Genomic DNA, 18,880 nt, shown 5'->3' with positions numbered 1-18,880 from the left:
CATCCAACAAATCAATCATCTCGCGTGAGCACTTCCAGCAATTCAATCTCGAAGATCAGGTTCGAATTCGGCGTGATCGCTCCCATCGTCCGCTCGCCATAGGCCAGATGCGCCGGCACCAGCAACTTGCGCTTGCCGCCGACCTGCATGCCCATAATCCCCTGATCCCAACCCTTGATCACCCGACCCGTGCCAATCACGCACTGGAAAGGTTTACCCCGGCTGTAGGAAGAATCGAATTCAGTCCCGTCTTCCAGCCAGCCGCGGTATTGGGTGGTAATCAGCGCGCCTTTGACGGCGGCTTTGCCGTCGCCCGGCTCAAGGTCAATGATTTGCAACTCGTCGTTCATGATTCCTACTCGTTCACTGTCGCCCAGTGATTGGGGCGCGGACGGAGGTTTTCGCAGAAACCGGCGCGCAAGGCAATCCACGGAACCGAAAGACCGTCATCCGGCTCACATGAATAACGACTTCGTATTCAGGAAAGGATGCTCTGATGACCGACTCATCACCGCTGTACAGTTTCATCCCGCCCTACATCCTCAACCGAATCATCGCCCACGGTTCCGACCGTCAGCGCTCCAGCGCGCAGACCACGCTGATCCATGTACGCCGTCTGCGGCACAATCCCGGCCCGCCATCGCGCCCACCCGCCAAAGCGATCCTGTCGCAGCCCGGCCGCCCCGGTCTGGCGCAACGCAGCATTCATGACGCGCAAGGCAAAATGCTTCTGCCGGGTATGCCTGTGCGACTTGAAGGCCAGGCGGCAACCGGCGATCCGGCGGTCGACGAGGCCTACGACGCAATGGGTGCCAGCTATGATTTCTTCTGGAAGGTGCTGGGTCGGGACTCCATCGACAACAAGGGTTTTGCCCTGATCGGCAGCGTGCATTACGGCCTGGATTACCAGAACGCGTTCTGGAACGGCGCGCAAATGGTGTTCGGCGACGGCGATGGCGAAATCTTCGAGCGCTTCACCCGCTCTCTGGATGTGATCGGCCACGAGTTGACGCACGGTGTGATTGAAAGCGAAGCCGGTCTGGTCTATGCCAGCCAGTCCGGGGCATTGAATGAATCGATATCGGACGTTTTCGGGGTACAGATCAAACAGCATGTGCTGGGCCAGACCGCCGAAGAGGCTGACTGGTTGATCGGCGCCGACCTGCTGGCACCGCGCATCAAAGGTATCGGTTTACGCTCGATGGCCCACCCGGGCACGGCCTATGACGACCCGTTGCTTGGCAAGGATCCGCAACCGAATCACATGCGCAAGTTCGTCATCACCCAGGAAGACAACGGCGGTGTGCACATCAATTCGGGCATCCCCAATCGGGCGTTTTATCTGGCCGCGATGGCTCTGGGCGGCTTTGCCTGGGAAAGAACCGGCCGCATCTGGTACGACGCGCTGTGCGACAAACGCCTGAGTAGCGAAGCGACATTCAGTGCCTTCGCGCAACTGACCGTCGAGCATGCCCGGCAAGGATTCGACGCGAAGGCAGTCGAGGCGGTGCGACACGGCTGGTCTGAAGTGGGCGTCGACCTGACGCCGGAGGAACAATGAAAACGTTGCCAACACTGGACGATAACGCGGTGGTCTGTGTCTCCCGCCAGGGCGGCGTGGCGGCGATCCACACCTTGACCCGCCCCCGAGAGATCGAATTCGCCCAATGCAATGCCGACCAACGAACCCGCATTTGTTCGTTGCTCGAGGGTTGCCTGCTTATGACGAGTTCATCCGCCGGTCGGGGCGATCAGCGCTTCTATCAAATCGAAGTGCGCTACCGCAGCGGCGAACAGGACGACCGAATGGTGATGAAGGTGCCTGAAGATCAGGCGCCTGGGGAATTGGTGCATCTGTGGGACAAAGGTGAACTGCTATAAGTTTGGCGCCCCTCGTAATAGAGGCTGATGATCGAGGGCCGTGTGAACTAACATAGGCACACCTCTCCCGATGCGGCTGATACGCCACGATGGCGAAACCTGAATGAATGTGGACTGGACCAGCGCCGCCATCGGCTCAGTGATGCTTGCCCTGATCGTCGCGTTGATCTGTCGCGAGCGCTCGCTACAAAAGCAGCTGGCCGAGTATCGCGTGCTGATCACCAGCCTGACTGACGGACAAAACATCCGTCAGGACGGTGACGCCGAACGCTTCAAGCGCAGCCAGTACTTCGCCCGTATCGGCACGTGGGACTGGGATGTCGACACCGACAAGCTCTACTGGTCGGACGCGATCTACGGCATGTTTGGCTTCAAGATCGACGAAGTAACGCCTTCCTACGCGCTGTTTTGCTCATGTGTTCACCCGGACGACCGGGCCAAGGTCCGGGCCGGGGAATTGCGTTGCCTGGAAACCGGCGACAACCATGACGAGGAATATCGGGTGGTCTGGCCCGACGGCACGATCCGCTGGCTTCGGGAAACCGGCAATGTGGTCAAGAACGACCAAGATGCAACGATCAAGATGATGGGCGTGGTCCGCGATATCACCGAGGAAAAAGCCTCCGCCAGCTACCTGCAACACCTGGCGCACTTCGACCCGCTGACCGGTCTGCCCAATCGTCTGGTGCTCGAAGAGCGTCTGTCCGAAGCGCTGGAACAGGCGCGCATCAGCGCTACGAGGGTTGCGCTGGTATTTGTCGACCTCAATGGTTTCAAGGCAATCAACGACCATTACGGCCATGCCGCCGGCGACCGGGTACTGATCACCACCGCCACCCGACTGAAGAAAATCCTGCGTTCAACCGATACCGTCGCCCGGATCGGTGGCGACGAGTTTGTGGTCATCCTTCAAGGCCTGACCCAGGGCAACAGCCTGCAGGACGAAGCCCGCAGCATCTGCCAGAAAATCTTCGTCGAACTGTCGCCACCGGTGACCATCGGTAATGATCAACGCCACATCGGCACCAGCCTGGGGGTCGCGGTGTTCCCGGACCATGCGCCGAGCATGGACCGGTTGATTCATATTGCGGATCTGGCGATGTATGAGGCGAAGCGCAGTGGGAATAATCAGTATCGGTTGGGCACTGAAAGCCCCGTACGCGCTCACAGCGAATAGCCCTTCGACGGTTTACCGCTCCACCGGCGTGATATCCACAATCGTCCCGTTTGTAATCATCACCATCATGTACTTGTCGTTGATCTGCACCCACTGCGCCTGGCCCTTCGGGGCTTTCAGACCTTTCTGCTTCCAGTTGACCAGGGCCTTTTCGCTGCGCTGGTAAACGTCCGGGGCGCGGTCACCGACCACCAGCTGACGGTTGTTGTCGACCCCAGGCTGAACGGTTTTTTGCGGTGGGTCATCCGCTTGAACGATGGGGCTGATACCGGCAATGCCTGCGACAAGGGCGAGGCAGGCGATAAAGGTCTTGTTGTTCATCGGTGAACCTCCATTAATGTCTTGGTACCTGAAGTCCGACTACGCTGGCGCTGAATCATTCCTTATTGCTGCGATGATTGCGATTGCATTGGCTGACGCATGCATCTCAAGCCTTTATCCTGAGCGCCCCCGCCGTACCGAGTTCTGGAGTAAGCCATGCCCCATGAAGGCAACCTGTTGCAAGCCGCTGTCGTGTTTCTGTTCGCGGCCGTGCTCACCGTTCCCTTGGCCAAGCGCCTGCAACTGGGGGCGGTACTGGGTTATCTGTTTGCCGGCGTGATTATCGGGCCGTCGGTGCTGGGCTTGATTGGCAATCCGCAAAGCGTCAGCCACATTTCCGAACTCGGGGTGGTGTTGCTGCTGTTCATCATTGGTCTTGAACTGTCGCCGCGACGTTTGTGGGTGATGCGCAAATCGGTGTTCGGCGTCGGCCTGGCGCAAGTGCTGCTGACGGGCTCGGTGATTGGTGTGCTGGCGTTGTTCGTGTTCGGCCAACCGTTGAGCAGCGCGATCGTGCTGGGGTTGGGCCTGGCGCTGTCGTCCACGGCGTTCGGTTTGCAAAGCCTGGCCGAGCGCAAGGAATTGACCAGCCCCCACGGGCGCTTGGCGTTCGCGATTCTGCTGTTCCAGGACATCGCCGCTATCCCGTTGATCGCCATGGTGCCGTTGCTGGCGGGCGGCGATCACACCAGCAGCGCTGGCGAAGGCCTCAATCACGGCTTGCGCGTGCTGGGCAGCATCGCGGTGGTGGTGATCGGTGGGCGGTATCTGCTGCGCCCAGTGTTCCGGGTGGTGGCCAAGACTGGTTTGCCGGAAGTCTCGACCGCCACTGCGTTACTGGTGGTGATCGGCACGGCGTGGCTGATGGACCTGGTCGGCGTGTCCATGGCGCTGGGGGCGTTCCTCGCCGGGTTGCTGCTGGCGGACTCCGAATACCGCCACGAACTGGAAGCGCAAATCGAGCCGTTCAAGGGATTGCTGCTGGGGCTGTTTTTCATCAGCGTCGGCATGGGCGCCAACCTGAGTCTGCTCCTGAGCGCGCCGATCACGGTGCTGGGCCTGACCCTGTTGCTGATCGCAATCAAACTGCCGCTGCTGTTTGTTGTCGGTCGGCTGGCCGGTGGCCTGGGCAAGGTCAGTGCGATTCGCCTCGGCATCGTACTGGCCGCCGGTGGTGAGTTTGCCTTTGTGGTGTTCAAGATCGGCCGCGACCAGGGACTGTTCGAGCCGCGCCTGTACGACTTGCTGGTGCTGACCATCACCTTGTCCATGGCGGTGACGCCGCTGCTGTTGCTGGTGTGCGCAAGACTGGTCAGCCCCAAGGTTCAACCGGTGGTGGTGCCGGAGAAATTCCGCGAGATCGATACCGACACGCCGCGCGTGGTGATCGCCGGCATGGGCCGTATGGGGCAGATCGTTGCGCGGATTTTGCGCGCGCAGAACATCAAGTTCGTCGCCCTCGACACCTCGGTGGAAACCATCGAACTGTCGCGCAGCTTCGGCGGTGTGCCGGTGTTCTACGGCGACCCGATGCGCCCGGAGATCCTCAGTGCGGCCAAGGTCGAGCAGGCGGAATACTTTGTCATCGCCACCGACGACCCGGACACCAACATCAAGACCGCCGAAATCGTGCACAAACTCTATCCGCACATCAAAATCATCGCCCGGGCCCGTAACCGTCAGCATGTGCATCGGCTGGTGGACCTTGGCGCCGAGGCCATTCGGGAAACCTATTATTCGAGTCTGGAAATGAGCCGGCGCACGCTGGTCGGCCTGGGGCTGACCCAGGCCCAGGCCGATGCGCGAATCAAGCGCTTCAAGCATCACGACGAGCAGGTGCTTGAGGCCCAGCATGCGATTTATGACGATGCGGCGAAGGTCTTGCAGACGGCGCAGGAAGCCCGGGCGGAACTGGCGAGGCTGTTTGAGTCGGATCAGTTGGAAGAAGAATCAGGCAAGGCGTAACTGATCGTTCCCAACGCTCTGCGTGGGAACGATCGACGATTGATTTAGGAATAGGAACCTACTATGGCTGAGCAAAGCTACCCCGCCCTGAAAGAAATCTTCAACGCCGACCGCCTCAAGCACATCGCCACCGAGATGACCTCCGTCTACCCCGCGTTCAACGCCAAAGCCTTCCTGAAAATGGCCAACGACGGGCTTGCAGAGTTATCGATCATGCAGCGCATGGCCCGGGTCAGCGAGTGCCTGCACGTGGTCCTGCCGTTGAGCTATGAAGAGACGCTCGAGGTGCTGCGCGCCCTCGCTCCGCGCTTGAACAGCGGCTTCGTCAGCATCTCATTGCCGCATTACGTCGCGACGTACGGCGGACATGCCTTCGAGCAGTCCATGGAGGCGCTGAAATACTTCACCGCCTTCGGCTCCTCGGAGTTCGCGATCCGCTATTTCCTGCGCAGCAACATCGAACGCTCCCTGGCGGTCATGCACGAGTGGTCCCTGGACGAAAACGAACACGTCCGCCGCCTGGCCAGCGAAGGCAGCCGACCGCGTCTGCCGTGGTCGTTTCGACTGGAACAGATTCAGGCTGACCCGACATTGGCGGCCGCGATCCTCGACAACCTCAAGGCCGACGACAGCCTCTACGTGCGCAAGTCCGTGGCCAACCACCTCAACGACATCACCAAGGATCATCCAGAATGGGTGCTGGACTTGATCGAAGGCTGGTCGCTGGACAACAAACACACCGCATGGATCGCCAAACACGCCCTGCGCAGCCTGATCAAACAGGGCAACCAACGCGCATTGGCGATCATTGGCGCGGGCGGCAAGCCTGAGGTCGAGATCATCGATGTGAAGGTGGAACCGGCGGTGATTCGTCTGGGTGAAAAAATCACCCTGTCCTTCGCCGTGAAATCCACGGTCCAGGACAGTCAGCGACTGGTGATCGACTACGCGATCGATTACGTCAAAGCCAACGGCAGCACGTCAGCGAAGGTGTTCAAGCTCAAGGCGCTGACGCTTCCCGGCAAGGCGACCGAGACCATCGCCCGTAGCCAGCAGATCAAGGAACTCACCACCCGCAAACACTACGTGGGCAAACACGCCGTACACGTGCTGGTGAATGGAGAGCGCCTGGCCAGCACCTCATTCGAAATTCTCCCTTGAAACACGAACCCTTGTAGGAGCAAAAGCTTGCTCGCGATGGCGTCAATCTCTAGGTGGGTGAACTCGCCAAATAATACGCAACCAAAGCATTCGCATGGCCATGCCCCATACCATGCTCAGTCTTCAGCCAAGCCACCATTTCCATATGCTTCTTTGCACTCACTGTTCCCAGCAGATCCAGCCAGTGACTGATTGGCTGCCCGTACTTTTTCTCGATTGACGGGAAGTACGACGCTGGGCCTTTCACTTTTGTATCTTCGGTCATGCTGCAAGCTCCCTTTCGCGGCGGAGTGTCGGTGGACGCTCCTTGTCTTCATCCCGTGAATTGAAGGCCAGGACGGCTGCGCCGTCCAGCGCAAACAAGCTCGCAGTTAATAAGCAACGATTGAAGCTATCGCGAAGCGCTCTAAAGAACTGTCATTTCTAACAGGTCACTTTCAGTTTCGCCGGGGCTAAGCTGCGCCCACTGGAATGAATTGAGGTGTTCATCATGTCTCGCAATCATTACCTATTGCCGCTGGGCGTTTGCTTGTGGGCAATACTGCCCGTGTTCCGCGATGCCCTAGGTGCCACGTGGGTGCCCTTAAAAGACGAAGTGGAATTTCAATGCGATAACGGCAACACGGTGCCGGGCTACAGCGTGTATGTTGTCGGCAACCATCCGGAGTTAGGGAATTGGGATCCGGCCAAGGCCGTAAAGCTCGACCCTAAACCCGCCCCTGACAACTCTACATGGACCGGCAAGGTACTTTTCCCAGGCACGGACGACGGCAAAGATGTGGAATGGAAGTGTATCGTGCGCAAAGAGATCGACCCGACCGACGTGAAGTGGCAGCTCGCCAAAAACAACACGGTGAAGTTGGTTTTCCGCACAAAGAGTATCGGCACGTTCTGAGGCGTGAGTGAACATAAGGGAAAGTGAATCTGACACTCTCCCAAGATCAAAAGATCGGGCCCCGTCCGGACGATCTTTTGATGTTTGTTATCCCAGCAACAACGCCTGCTCGCGCTCACACAACTCCACCACGTAATCCCACAACACCCGCAACCGCACGGATTTGTGCAGCTCACGCCGCGTGCTGATCCAGTAGCTGCGCTGAATACTCTCATCCGGCAACAACGGCACCAGGCCGGGATCGGCGCTGGCCATGTAGCACGGCAGCACGGCGATCCCCAACCCGGAACGCGCGGCCTGTTGCTGGGCGATGACGCTGGTGCTGTGAAACACCACCTGCGGATTGCGGCAGAAGCTGTTGAGGAACATCAACTCCTGGCTGAACAACAGGTCATCGACATAGCCGATCCAGGCGTGGCGACCGAGGTCTTCGCGGCTGCGCAGCGGTGGCGAACGGTCGAGATACTCCTGGCTGGCGTACAGCGCCAATCGGTAGTCAGTCAGTTTGCGGGTGACCAGCATGTCGGCCGCCGGGCGTTCGAGGTGGATGCTGATTTCGGCCTCGCGATTGAGAATGCTGACAAAGCGCGGCACCGCCACCAGTTCCACTTCCAGCCCCGGATAACGTTCGAACAGGCCGTTCATGCGGCTGGCGAGGAACATGATGCCCAGCCCTTCGGTTACGCCGACACGGATCTTGCCCAGCGGCGCCGTGGACTGGGTGATTTCTTCCTGCGCCAGCAACGCGACGTTTTCCATGGCTTCGGCATGTTTGAGCAACGCTTCGCCCGCCGGGGTCAGCTCATAACCCTGGGCGTGCTGAACAAACAACGCGGTACCGAGGCTCTTTTCGATGGCCTCGATGTGCCGGGCCACGGTGGCGTGGGTGGTGTTCAAACGGCGGGCGGCGGTGAGCAGACGCCCGCTGCGCTGCAATTCGAGAAAAAACCGCAGGTCATTCCAGTCGAACATGAACCGTCCTTGAGATAAGGCTGTTTAAAAACGCACAGCGGCTGCGCAAAAACTAACATTCTTCTGACGAAAGCTAACAACTAGGATGACCGACAACAAGAACAACAAGTTGAGGTCACGGATGCAGACTTCCCTGGATGAATACGACTACATCGTGGTCGGGGCCGGCCCGGCCGGTTGTTTGCTGGCCAATCGGTTGTCGGCCGACCCGCAGAATCGCGTGTTGCTGCTCGAAGCCGGCGGCCGCGATAACTATGCGTGGATTCACATCCCCGTGGGTTACCTGTTCTGCATCGGCAACCCGCGCACCGACTGGTGCTTCAAAACCGAAGCGCAACCCGGCCTGCAAGGCCGCGCCCTGAGTTATCCGCGAGGCAAAGTGCTCGGCGGCTGTTCCTCGATCAACGGCATGATCTACATGCGCGGCCAGGCCGGCGACTACGACGGCTGGGCGGCTCAGGGCAATCCCGGCTGGAGTTGGCAAGACGTGCTGCCGTTGTTCAAAAAGAGCGAAAACCATTTTGCCGGCGACTCGGAATTCCACGGTGCCGCCGGTGAATGGCGGATCGAGCGTCAGCGGCTGTCATGGCCGATTCTCGATGCCTTCCAAAGCGCCGCCGAGCAAAGCGGCATCGCCAGCATCGATGACTTCAACAAGGGCGACAACGAAGGCTGCAGCTACTTCCAGGTCAACCAGAAGGCCGGGATTCGCTGGAACGCGGCCAAGGCGTTTCTCAAACCCATCCGCAACCGCCCTAATCTCACCGTGCTGACCGACGTCGAAGTCGATCGTGTGCTGCTGGAAAACGGCCGAGCGTCAGCGGTCAGCGCGCGTTGCCAGGGTCAGGCGATAACCTTCAAGGCGCGCAAGGAAATCGTGCTGTGCGCCGGTTCCGTCGGCTCACCGAGCATCCTGCAACGTTCCGGGATCGGCCCTCGCCCGCTGCTGCAAAAACTGGGGATCGGCGTTGCCCATGAACTGCCCGGCGTGGGTGGCAATCTGCAGGATCACCTGCAACTTCGGCTGATCTACAAACTGGAAAACGCCCGCACCCTTAACCAGATCGCCGGCAGCCTGTGGGGCAAGATGGGCATGGGCCTGCGTTACCTGTATGACCGCAGCGGCCCGCTGTCCATGGCGCCGAGCCAACTCGGGGCCTTCGCCCTTTCGGGACCGGAGCAGACGTCGGCGAATCTCGAGTACCACGTTCAGCCGCTCTCGCTGGAGCGTTTCGGTGAGCCATTGCATGCCTTCCCTGCCTTCACGGCGTCGGTGTGCGATCTGCGCCCGCAAAGCCGTGGCCGCGTCGAGATTCGCTCCACCGATCCGCAGGAGGCGCCGCTGATTCAGCCCAATTACTTGAGCCATCCGGAGGACTTGCGGGTGGCAGCAGATGCCATTCGCCTGACCCGCCGCATCGTCGCCGCACCGGCCCTGCAAGCGTTCAAACCGGTCGAGTACTTGCCCGGCGACAGCTTGCAGAGTGAAGAAGAGTTGCACGAAGCCGCCGCCCGCATCGGCACCACCATCTTCCATCCGGTCGGCACCTGCCGCATGGGTAACGACGCGTACGCCGTGGTCGATGCGCAGCTCAAAGTCCACGGAATCCCCGGTCTGCGCATCGCCGACGCCTCGATCATGCCGCGCATCACCTCGGGCAACACCTGTTCGCCTACGCTGATGATTGCCGAAAAGGCCGCACAGTTGATGCTTGCCGCTACTGCCGACAGTCCCCTGTGGGAGCGAGCTTGCTCGCGATGACGGTATGACTTCCAGCATCAATGTTGACTGATACACCGCTATCGCGAGCAAGCTCGCTCCCACAGGGGTTGTACTTAATTCGCGGACGTTGGGCATTACCCCCTTTAAGGAACACGCAACACCAGTGGAACAAAAAAAACAATCACTGTGAGGGATACCGATATGTCAGAACATGTTCAGCCTCTGGAAGCCGTGCGCAGCGCGGGCACCAGCAAGGAAACCCAGAAAGTCATCTTCGCCTCGTCGCTCGGGACGGTCTTCGAGTGGTACGACTTTTTCCTCTATGGCGCCCTCGCGGCGGTGATCAGCAAACAGTTCTTCGCCGGGGTCAACGACACCACCGCGTTCATCTTTGCGCTGATGGCGTTCGCCGCCGGCTTCATCGTGCGGCCGTTCGGCGCTTTGGTATTCGGCCGGTTGGGGGACATGATCGGGCGTAAATACACCTTCCTGGCGACCATCATCCTCATGGGCGTGGCGACCTTCTGCGTCGGGCTGCTGCCGACCTATTCGAGTATCGGCATTGCCGCGCCGATCATTCTTGTGGTGCTGCGCATGCTTCAGGGCCTGGCCCTGGGCGGTGAATACGGTGGCGCTGCCACGTATGTCGCGGAACACGCGCCGATGGGTAAACGCGGTTTCCACACCAGCTGGATTCAGTCCACCGCAACCCTCGGCTTGCTGCTGTCGCTGCTGGTGGTGCTCGGTTGCCGTTACTTCACCGGTGACCAGTTCGAGGTCTGGGGCTGGCGGATTCCGTTCCTGTTTTCGATCATTCTGCTGGGCATCTCGACCTGGATTCGCATGAGCCTGCACGAGTCGCCGGCGTTCGTGAAAATGAAAGAGGAAGGCAAGCTCTGCAAGTCGCCGCTGCGCGATTCCTTCGGCAAATGGGAAAACCTGAAAGTCGTACTGATCGCCCTGTTCAGCATCAATGCCGGGCAAGCCGTGACCTTCTACGCGGCGCAGTTCTACGTGCTGTTCTTCCTCACCCAGTTCCTGAAAATGGACCCGGCGCTGGCCAACAGTCTGTTGATCGTCAGCGTGATCATCGGCGCACCGTTCTTCATTTTCTTCGGCTGGCTGTCGGATAAAGTCGGGCGCAAACCGGTGCTGATGATCGGCCTGCTGCTGGCCACCGCGCTGTACTTCCCGATCTTCAAGTCCATCGCCCACTACGCCAACCCGGCCATCGACCTGGCCAGCCGTCAGGCACCGATCACCGTACTGGCGGACCCGGCCACCTGCACCTTCCAGTTCGACCCGGTGGGCAAGGCGAAATTTGATAGCCCTTGCGACAAGGTCAAAACCTTCCTGGTGAAACAGGGCCTTCCCTACAACAGCGAAGCTCTACCTGCCGGCAGCGCCGTGCAGGTGAGCGTCGGTGAAGTGAAACTCGATGGCTACGATGAAGCGGCCCTGCGAGGCGCCGTGACCCTGGCCGGATATCCGTCCCAAGCGGATACGCAACAGGTCAACAAGTCCATGATCGTGGCGCTGATGGTGGCGCTGATCATCATTTCGGCCATGTGCTACGGCCCGCTGGCAGCGCTGATGGTCGAACTGTTCCCGACCCGCATCCGCTACACCTCGATGTCCCTGCCGTACCACATCGGCAACGGCTGGTTCGGCGGTTTCCTGCCAACGGTGTCGTTTGCCTTGGTGGTGTACACCGGGGACATCTTCTACGGGCTGTGGTACCCGGTGGTGATTACCGGGGTGAGCCTGGTCGTCGGGATGATCTGTTTGCGTGAGACCAAGAACGTGGACCTGGATACCAACTGACGTTTTGGTGGTCGAGCGATTGGGTATATATCCGTTGCTGCGGTAAAGGCGCCTTAGGGTTCCGCCCTTACGGCGGGTCACTTGGAAATACGGAATGCCGCCCAACCCCAAGTAACCAAGGGCTCTTGCCCCTTTCGTTCGGTCCCTCGCCTAGGCTCGCCATGCCCTCGCTCCGGTCCTGCTCCGTGGGCCCGCCGCCATCGGCCATCCATGGCCGGGGGCGGCTAACCCGGCATCCATGCCGGGTTGCCCACTGCGCAGAACCTCCACTCGGCCTCTCGAGGGGGCGTGTACCGCAAAAGCAAAAGCGAGGCGGCCTACCGGCCGGCCTGGCTTCAAGTAAACGCATTTCCCTGTAGGACCTGTCGAGCGAAGCGAGGCTGCGATCTTTTGATCTTGCTTTGGCTTTGGCTTTGGCTTTGGCTTTGGCTTTGGCTTTTGATCTGCCCCGTCGGAAGGCCGAGTGGAGGTTCTGCGCAGTGGGCAACCCGGCATGGATGCCGCGGTAGCGGCCCCCGGCCATGGGTGGCCGATGGCGGCGGGCCCACGGAGCAGGACCGGAGCGCGGGCATGCCGAGCCTGGGCGAGGCACCGTACGTCAGGGGCAAGAGCGTTTGGTTACTTGGGGTTGGGCGGCATTCCGTATTTCCAAGTGACCCGCCGTAAGGGCGGAACCCTAAGCCGCCGTTACAGAAGCAACGGATATGTACACCATCAAAAAGATGGTCGCCTGATACAAAGCCTTCGCGAGCAGGCTCGCTCCCACAAGGGTTCCGGGAACATCCGCAAGGCTGGATCACTATCCATTTCTAAAGTAAACAGAATTACCGCAAACGCAGGGCGTTTTCGTTAATCTGACCCGACGCTCGACGCAACCACGCCCCGCCACTCACCAGACCGAGGCACCATGATCATTTCATCCGCATCTGACTATCGCGAGGCAGCACGTCGCAAACTCCCGCGTTTTTTGTTTGATTACATTGATGGCGGGGCTTATGCAGAGCACACGCTGAGGGCCAATAGCTCGGATCTGACGGGCATCAGCCTTCGTCAGCGCATTCTGAAAAACGTCGAAACCCTGAGCCTTGAAACCACCCTCTTCGACCAACCACTTTCAATGCCGATCATATTGGCACCGGTCGGCCTGACGGGCATGTTCGCCCGCCGTGGTGAAGTGCAGGCGGTTAAAGCGGCGGAAAATAAAGGCATTCCACTGTGCCTGTCGACGGTTTCGGTGTGCTCGATCGAGGAAGTCTCGGCACAAAGCCAGCAATCCATCTGGTTTCAACTGTATGTGTTGAAGGACAGAGGCTTCATGAAAAATGCGCTGGAACGGGCGAAGGCCGCCGGTGTGAAAAACTTGGTGTTTACCGTGGACATGCCCACGCCCGGCGCACGATACAGGGACGCACACTCGGGCATGTCAGGTCCTTTTGCAGCATCGCGGCGAATGCTTCAGGCCATGACCAAACCCGACTGGGCATTCAACGTCGGCGTCATGGGGCGTCCACACGACTTGGGCAATATCTCGAAGTACCTTGGCAAAGCCGTCACGCTCGAAGACTACATGGGCTGGTTGGCCAACAACTTCGACCCTTCGATTAGCTGGAGTGATCTGGAGTGGATTCGTGAGTTCTGGAAAGGCCCGATGATCATCAAAGGCATTCTCGATCCTCAGGATGCCAGAGACGCGGTCAGCTTTGGCGCGGATGGCATTGTCGTGTCGAACCACGGCGGGAGACAACTGGACGGCGTGCTTTCTACCACCAAAGCATTGCCGCCCATCATGCAAGCCATCGGTAATGATCTGACGGTACTGGTCGACTCGGGCATCCGCTCGGGGCTTGACGTTGTACGGATGTTGGCTCTGGGCGCAAAAGGCGTATTGCTGGGGCGCTCCATGGCCTATGCACTGGCCGCCGATGGTCAACGCGGGGTGGAAAATATGCTGGATATCTTCGCCAAGGAAATGCGCGTCGCCATGACCTTGACCGGGGTGACCTCGATTAGTCAGATTGATGAATCCACGCTGGTGGATGCTGTTCGATGAGCTGAACACCTGACCATAAAACGCCACGCCCATGCGCGGCGTTTTCGTTGATGCCTGGAAAGCGACCCTCACTCGACGTCTTTGAGAACCTCAAAGATCACTTGATCGGGATAAAACGCCATGTAGCCGCGAATCTGATCGACCGACACTTTGGGGTCTTCATAGCTCCACACCGCGTTAGCGCCCTCATGTCCCGGGATTTGCAGACTGAAATAGCTGGCATCGCCCTTGTAGGGGCAATAACTCGTGTGATCGGTGCGGGCAAAGTACTTTTCATCGATGTCCTCCCGCGGTACGTAATACACCGGAGGATAGTTGGCCTCGAGCAACACCAGCGCCCGTGCGGACGCGGCCACCTGAATACCGTGAAACTTTACAAGCAGGCAGCCCGGCTGCTCTGCGATGGTGATGACAGGACTAGGACCGGTGCTTTTCATCGGATTCTCCTGGGTTATCGGGAGCGCCCACGCTCCTGTGGCGAGGGGGCTTGTCGGAACGCCGCACCGCCCCGTTGGGCTGCGAAGCAGCCCCAAAACCTGCGACCGCGATTCAATAGGTATACCTCATGTTTCCGTACCGCGACTGCTTCGCAGCCGAACGGAGGCAAGCCCCTCGCCACAAAAGCCATCAGCGGGAGTTAAACCATGGCCCCGGGGGAACGCGTCAGCGGCATGTGCGCCACCACAAACTCAATAAACACCCGCAGCTTCGGCGGCACCTGCCGCCCGGAGGGCCAGAGCAGATTGAACTGGTTATCTGTATATCCATACAGATAAAGGTTGCTCCAATCTCATTCCCTGCGCATTCTGTTCACCTCTTCAAACCGACTGAACGATGGTGGTTATGCGGCTGTACCTCTGTGAAAAACCTTCCCAGGCCAAAGACATTGCGGCCGTCCTCGGCGCCAGGCGTCGTGGCGACGGCTGCTGGCTGGGAACGGACGTCACGGTGACCTGGTGCATCGGCCATCTGCTGGAAACCGCGCCGCCGGACGCCTATGACGCGCGCTACAAGCGTTGGGTGCTGGCGGATCTGCCGATCATTCCAGAGAAGTGGAAGATGACCGTCAAACCACGCACGGCCAGCCAGTACAAAGCGGTCAAACGGCTGCTCGGCGAGGCCAGCGAACTGGTGATCGCCACCGACGCCGACCGTGAGGGCGAGATGATCGCCCGGGAACTGGTGGAGCATTGCCGTTATCGCGGGCCGATCCAGCGGCTATGGCTGTCGGCGCTGGACGATGCGTCGATCCGCAAGGCGTTGGCAGCCCTGAAGCCGGGGGCCGAGACCTTTAGCCTTTACCATTCGGCACTCGGGCGCTCGCGGGCCGACTGGTTGATCGGGATGAACATGAGTCGGCTGTTCACGCTGTTGGGGCGTCAGTCCGGTTATCAGGGCGTATTGCCGGTCGGTCGGGTGCAAACGCCGACCCTGCGCCTGGTGGTGGATCGCGACCGCAGCATCGCCGATTTCGTGCCGGTCGCCTATTGGGCCATCGATGTGCAACTGCTGCACGACGGCACCACGTTCACCGCCCAGTGGCGTGCGGCCTCCGAGGTTTGCGACGATCAGGATCGCTGCCTGAATCAGGTGTTGGCGCAAAATGCAGCGACGGCAATTGGCAGTGCGGCGAGTGCCCGGGTGATCAAACTGCGCACCGAGCGGATGCGCGAAGTGGCACCCCTGCCCTTCGATCTGGGCACCTTGCAGGAAGTCTGCTCGAAGAAGCTCGGGCTCGGCGCCCAGGAAACTCTCGACATCGCCCAGGCCCTGTACGAAACCCACAAGGTCATCACCTATCCACGCAGCGACTGCGGTTATCTGCCCGTGAGTCAGCACAGCGAAGCACCGGGCATTCTTGCTGCGCTGAGGCAGGCTGATCCGGCGCTGAACGCCTTGAACGATTTCCTGGAGCCTCAGCGCCGCTCACGGGCCTGGAACGACGCCAAGGTCAGCGCTCACCACGGCATCATCCCCACCGCTGCAGCGAAAAACCTCGAGCGACTGGCGGGCAAGCAGCGGGCGGTCTATACCCTGATCCGCGCGCGTTACCTGGCGCAGTTTCTGCCCAACCATGAGTACGACCGGACCCAGGCCGACTTCGACTGCGCCGGTGAAGCCTTGCGTGCCGTCGGCAAGCAGATCGTCGAACCCGGCTGGAAGCGCGCCCTGCCCGAAGCCCTCGCCCCAGCCAAGGGCCGCGAAGCACCGGCGCCGCAAACGCTGCCGGCATTGGCCGAAGGACGTGACTGCGCAGTGGCCGACGTGAAGCTCAAGGACCTCTGGACGCAACCGCCCAAACCGTTTACCGAAGGCGATCTGATCAAAGCGATGAAGAACGTCGCCAAACTGGTGGAAGATCCCCTGCTCAAGCAGAAACTCAAGGACACCACCGGCATCGGCACTGAAGCGACCCGCGCCTCGATCATCCAGGGCCTGCTCGACCGTGGTTATCTGATCAAGAACGGCAAGGCTCTGGCCGCCACCTCGGCCGCGTTCAGCCTGATCGATGCCGTGCCACGTGCCATCGCCGACCCCGGAACCACGGCGATCTGGGAGCAGGCGCTGGACATGGTGCAGAGCGGCGAGATGAGCCTGGAAGAGTTCGTCACCAAACAGGCCGCGTGGATGAGCAAACAGGTCGCCCGTTGCGCCGGCCTGAGCCTGACCATCAGCGGCCCGGCAAGCCCCGCCGGGCGCGGTGCCACACCGTGGAAAAACAAACGCAAGCCCGCCAAACGCAAGCCCTCGGCGGGCACCAAGCGCACAGCAAAACCGGCGAGCAAGGCTTGAGGGCACTTCGAATGAGCCAAAAAGGTCTAGTGTTCTTCAAGCCCAACGACAACCCCATTTTTCTGATAAGGCATCGACCATGATTATCGTGCATCACCTGAACAACTCCCGTTCCCAGCGGATTCTCTGGCTGCTGGAAGAACTGGCCATCCCTTACGAGCTGAAATGCTATCAGCGCGACCCGAAGACCAACCTGGCACCGCCCGAATTGAAAGCGATCAATGCCCTGGGTAAATCACCGGTCATCGAAGACGGCGCGCAGAAGCTGCTCGAGTCCTCCGCGATCATCGACTACCTGATTCGCCGTCATGGCGACGGTCGCCTGCAACCCGATCCGTCCACCCCTGCCTATGACGAATACGTGCAGTGGCTGCATTTCGCCGAAGGCTCGGCAATGTTGCCGCTGATGTTGAACCTGTACGTGGGGCGTCTCGGTGAGGCCGGCGCGCCGTTGCATCCGCGGATCAATTCGGAAGTGGCCAACTACCTCAGCTACCTCGACACGGCTCTGAGCCAGTCCGATTACCTGCTGGGCGATGAGTTCAGCGCCGCCGACATCCAGATGAGTTTTATCGGTGAGATCGCCAGAGCCCAAGGCAAGCTCGGCAACTATCCTCATATAGCGGCCTGGATTGAACGCTTTCAGGCTCGCCCGGCCTATCAAGCCGCACTGAAAAAAGGTGGGAAATACGATTTCGCCCCCCACTGAGTGCGCCTCAGGAGCCAACGAGCATGCCCTTGATAGAACTGCACGCCGCCCAGCGCGACGAACTGGAAACGATTGAAAACCTGATGCAGTTCTACATGTATGACTTCAGCGAGTGGCTGCCGCTGAAGCTCGGTGAGCATGGCTTTTTCAACGCTCAGCCCAAACCGGGTTACTGGCGCAACCCCGCAACCAGGCCGTTTCTGATCAAGGTTGATGGAGAATTGGCCGGCTTCGTGACGATGGATGATGAAACCCATCTTCACGGCGCCGAGTACAACATCGGCTACTTTTTTGTCAGTCGACGCTTTCGTGGCCAAGGCGTCGCGAAGTTTGTCGTTTCCACCCTCTTGAGCCGGTTCCCCGGTCAATGGCAAATTTTCCACCTCGACGTGAATCAGCCTGCGCAGCGTTTCTGGGCCCGGGTCTTGGCCGATCTCACCCATGGCGAGTTCACCCTGCATCAGCTGCCGGTAGACGGTTATCCCTGCACCGTTTACCGATTCCAGGCATCGCTGCCAGCGTCCTGACTGGCGCTTTCCCATTCCGCTTTTTAATTCCAAACGACTTTGTCCGACAATATGTAGTGACTAAAAATAATCACTACAAAACCGTTGACGCCTCCGATTTGCCCTTGCATGATGCAGACGTCTCCCCGATCGGGAGTACAGGCAACATGTTTGAGCAAGCTCGTCTGACCGCCGAGCTGTTTTTCCCGGATACACGCTGCCCACAAGGCAGATTGAAGAAGCTGACCTGGCCTGAACGTCCAGTACAAAGACGAGAAGCGCTGGCGATCAATCCTCATGAAGCTTGTGGCCGACCCTGAAAATGTCGGCAGTGGCCAGAAGGTTTTCGCCGCTTCTCCTCGTTGTGACGCTATTGCGTAGCAGTTATTCAACACGACTACATGCAACAGACGCGGGACCCCGCCCATTTGGCGGCTGACCGCTGACGTCCTGGTTTCGGTGCCAGGGATCAACTAACCGATGGGCTACCTGTATTAGCGAATCAACTTTGAAAGATCACCAAATGGTCAAGGGGCTTACTATGAATCTGAACAATCAACCCACTATCGATGAACTGGCTCATCTGTTCGCTGCGCAAAAAGACAGCCATGACAGCCATATTCTGTGGATCAGCAAGGCGGGCCAGGTGCATATCGACTGCCTGTCGCCTCACGCCCATGAAGCGGAGTTCGACAAGAACAACCAGAACCTGCTCGCCCGACTGAAGATGTACCGTCGCGGCCAAGGCTATGTCGGCAAGAAAGCCGCGGCTGACAAGGACTTCATCGGTAATGTTCTGCAAACGCTGAAACAGGCATGGACCTCGATGCAGAACCAGAACGAAGTTCGGGTGATTGACCGGTTCTCCTGATACCTCCCAGGGGTTTTATTCCACCCCCATCA

18 protein-coding genes are annotated in these 18,880 nt (G+C 59.5%); 13 read left to right on the top strand and 5 right to left on the bottom strand.

Going from position 1 to position 18,880, the window contains the following annotated elements; translation table 11 throughout:
- Positions 1-11: 11 nt before the first annotated feature.
- Positions 12-350 carry an FKBP-type peptidyl-prolyl cis-trans isomerase gene (locus ACIQU2_RS02285; protein ID WP_347805141.1) on the bottom strand — a complete coding sequence of 113 codons (339 nt, stop codon included), beginning with the start codon at positions 348-350 and terminating at the stop codon, positions 12-14.
- A 146-nt stretch (positions 351-496) separates the two neighbouring features.
- On the opposite strand from ACIQU2_RS02285, the gene ACIQU2_RS02280 reads away from it, so the two are divergent.
- The 3 genes from ACIQU2_RS02280 (at position 497) to ACIQU2_RS02270 (ending at position 3,058) form a co-directional block, all read left to right on the top strand.
- Positions 497-1,561 carry a M4 family metallopeptidase gene (locus ACIQU2_RS02280; protein WP_403138176.1) on the top strand — a complete coding sequence of 355 codons (1,065 nt, stop codon included), beginning with the start codon at positions 497-499 and terminating at the stop codon, positions 1,559-1,561.
- The gene (locus ACIQU2_RS02275) at positions 1,558-1,881 is read left to right on the top strand and encodes a protealysin inhibitor emfourin (RefSeq protein ID WP_347805139.1); all 324 of its coding nucleotides are present in this window, start codon (positions 1,558-1,560) and stop codon (positions 1,879-1,881) included. Before ACIQU2_RS02280 ends, ACIQU2_RS02275 begins: the two co-directional genes overlap by 4 nt.
- 103 nt (positions 1,882-1,984) lie before the next feature.
- Positions 1,985-3,058 carry a diguanylate cyclase domain-containing protein gene (locus tag ACIQU2_RS02270; protein WP_403138174.1) on the top strand — a complete coding sequence of 358 codons (1,074 nt, stop codon included), beginning with the start codon at positions 1,985-1,987 and terminating at the stop codon, positions 3,056-3,058.
- Positions 3,059-3,070: 12 nt separating this feature from the next.
- Here ACIQU2_RS02270 and ACIQU2_RS02265 read toward each other — a convergent pair whose 3' ends face one another.
- Positions 3,071-3,379 (bottom strand): RcnB family protein, encoded by a 309-nt coding sequence (locus tag ACIQU2_RS02265; protein ID WP_403138171.1) that lies wholly within the window; start codon positions 3,377-3,379, stop codon positions 3,071-3,073.
- 156 nt (positions 3,380-3,535) lie between these two features.
- Here ACIQU2_RS02265 and ACIQU2_RS02260 point away from each other — a divergent pair, with 156 nt between their 5' ends.
- On the top strand, positions 3,536-5,344 hold the full coding sequence (locus ACIQU2_RS02260; protein WP_403138169.1) for a monovalent cation:proton antiporter-2 (CPA2) family protein: 1,809 nt from the start codon (positions 3,536-3,538) through the stop codon (positions 5,342-5,344).
- A gap of 63 nt (positions 5,345-5,407) precedes the next feature.
- Complete coding sequence (locus ACIQU2_RS02255) at positions 5,408-6,505, top strand: DNA alkylation repair protein (RefSeq protein WP_403138166.1); 1,098 nt, start codon at positions 5,408-5,410, stop codon at positions 6,503-6,505.
- Between the two features lie 49 nt (positions 6,506-6,554).
- On the opposite strand, the gene ACIQU2_RS02250 is transcribed toward ACIQU2_RS02255, so the two are convergent.
- The gene (locus tag ACIQU2_RS02250; RefSeq protein ID WP_347805949.1) at positions 6,555-6,770 is read right to left on the bottom strand and encodes a DUF4287 domain-containing protein; all 216 of its coding nucleotides are present in this window, start codon (positions 6,768-6,770) and stop codon (positions 6,555-6,557) included.
- 225 nt (positions 6,771-6,995) lie between these two features.
- On the opposite strand from ACIQU2_RS02250, the gene ACIQU2_RS02245 reads away from it, so the two are divergent.
- Positions 6,996-7,400 carry a carbohydrate-binding module family 20 domain-containing protein gene (locus tag ACIQU2_RS02245; protein ID WP_403138162.1) on the top strand — a complete coding sequence of 135 codons (405 nt, stop codon included), beginning with the start codon at positions 6,996-6,998 and terminating at the stop codon, positions 7,398-7,400.
- An 87-nt stretch (positions 7,401-7,487) separates the two neighbouring features.
- On the opposite strand, the gene ACIQU2_RS02240 is transcribed toward ACIQU2_RS02245, so the two are convergent.
- Entirely contained in the window at positions 7,488-8,372 is an 885-nt protein-coding gene (locus tag ACIQU2_RS02240) for a LysR family transcriptional regulator (protein WP_403138161.1), read from the bottom strand.
- 121 nt (positions 8,373-8,493) lie between these two features.
- Between ACIQU2_RS02240 and ACIQU2_RS02235 the strand changes: the two genes are divergently transcribed.
- The 3 genes from ACIQU2_RS02235 to lldD all read left to right on the top strand — a co-directional run bounded on the left by ACIQU2_RS02235 (position 8,494) and on the right by lldD (position 13,969).
- Complete coding sequence (locus ACIQU2_RS02235) at positions 8,494-10,134, top strand: GMC family oxidoreductase (protein WP_403138160.1); 1,641 nt, start codon at positions 8,494-8,496, stop codon at positions 10,132-10,134.
- Positions 10,135-10,296: 162 nt separating this feature from the next.
- Positions 10,297-11,919: an MFS transporter gene (locus ACIQU2_RS02230; protein ID WP_403138158.1), complete on the top strand. Its 1,623-nt coding sequence runs from the start codon at positions 10,297-10,299 to the stop codon at positions 11,917-11,919.
- A gap of 907 nt (positions 11,920-12,826) precedes the next feature.
- Entirely contained in the window at positions 12,827-13,969 is a 1,143-nt protein-coding gene (gene lldD, locus ACIQU2_RS02225; RefSeq protein WP_403138155.1) for an FMN-dependent L-lactate dehydrogenase LldD, read from the top strand.
- 68 nt (positions 13,970-14,037) lie between these two features.
- Here lldD and ACIQU2_RS02220 read toward each other — a convergent pair whose 3' ends face one another.
- Positions 14,038-14,406, bottom strand: coding sequence for a DUF427 domain-containing protein (locus ACIQU2_RS02220; RefSeq protein ID WP_403138153.1), 369 nt, complete (start codon positions 14,404-14,406; stop codon positions 14,038-14,040).
- Between the two features lie 406 nt (positions 14,407-14,812).
- Between ACIQU2_RS02220 and ACIQU2_RS02215 the strand changes: the two genes are divergently transcribed.
- From ACIQU2_RS02215 to ACIQU2_RS02200, 4 genes are all read left to right on the top strand, one after another.
- Positions 14,813-16,762, top strand: a complete 1,950-nt coding sequence (locus tag ACIQU2_RS02215) for a DNA topoisomerase III (RefSeq protein ID WP_403138152.1) — start codon at positions 14,813-14,815, stop codon at positions 16,760-16,762.
- Positions 16,763-16,841: 79 nt separating this feature from the next.
- Positions 16,842-17,471, top strand: a complete 630-nt coding sequence (locus tag ACIQU2_RS02210; protein WP_403138149.1) for a glutathione S-transferase family protein — start codon at positions 16,842-16,844, stop codon at positions 17,469-17,471.
- A 23-nt stretch (positions 17,472-17,494) separates the two neighbouring features.
- The gene (locus ACIQU2_RS02205; RefSeq protein WP_403138147.1) at positions 17,495-17,998 is read left to right on the top strand and encodes a GNAT family N-acetyltransferase; all 504 of its coding nucleotides are present in this window, start codon (positions 17,495-17,497) and stop codon (positions 17,996-17,998) included.
- Between the two features lie 520 nt (positions 17,999-18,518).
- Entirely contained in the window at positions 18,519-18,848 is a 330-nt protein-coding gene (locus tag ACIQU2_RS02200; RefSeq protein ID WP_403138144.1) for a hypothetical protein, read from the top strand.
- The last annotated feature ends 32 nt before the right edge of the window (positions 18,849-18,880 follow it).

The organism is Pseudomonas sp. NPDC098740 (assembly GCF_044760065.1).
Taxonomy (GTDB): domain Bacteria; phylum Pseudomonadota; class Gammaproteobacteria; order Pseudomonadales; family Pseudomonadaceae; genus Aquipseudomonas; species Aquipseudomonas rossensis.
This window is presented reverse-complemented; position numbering and strand designations above follow the sequence as displayed.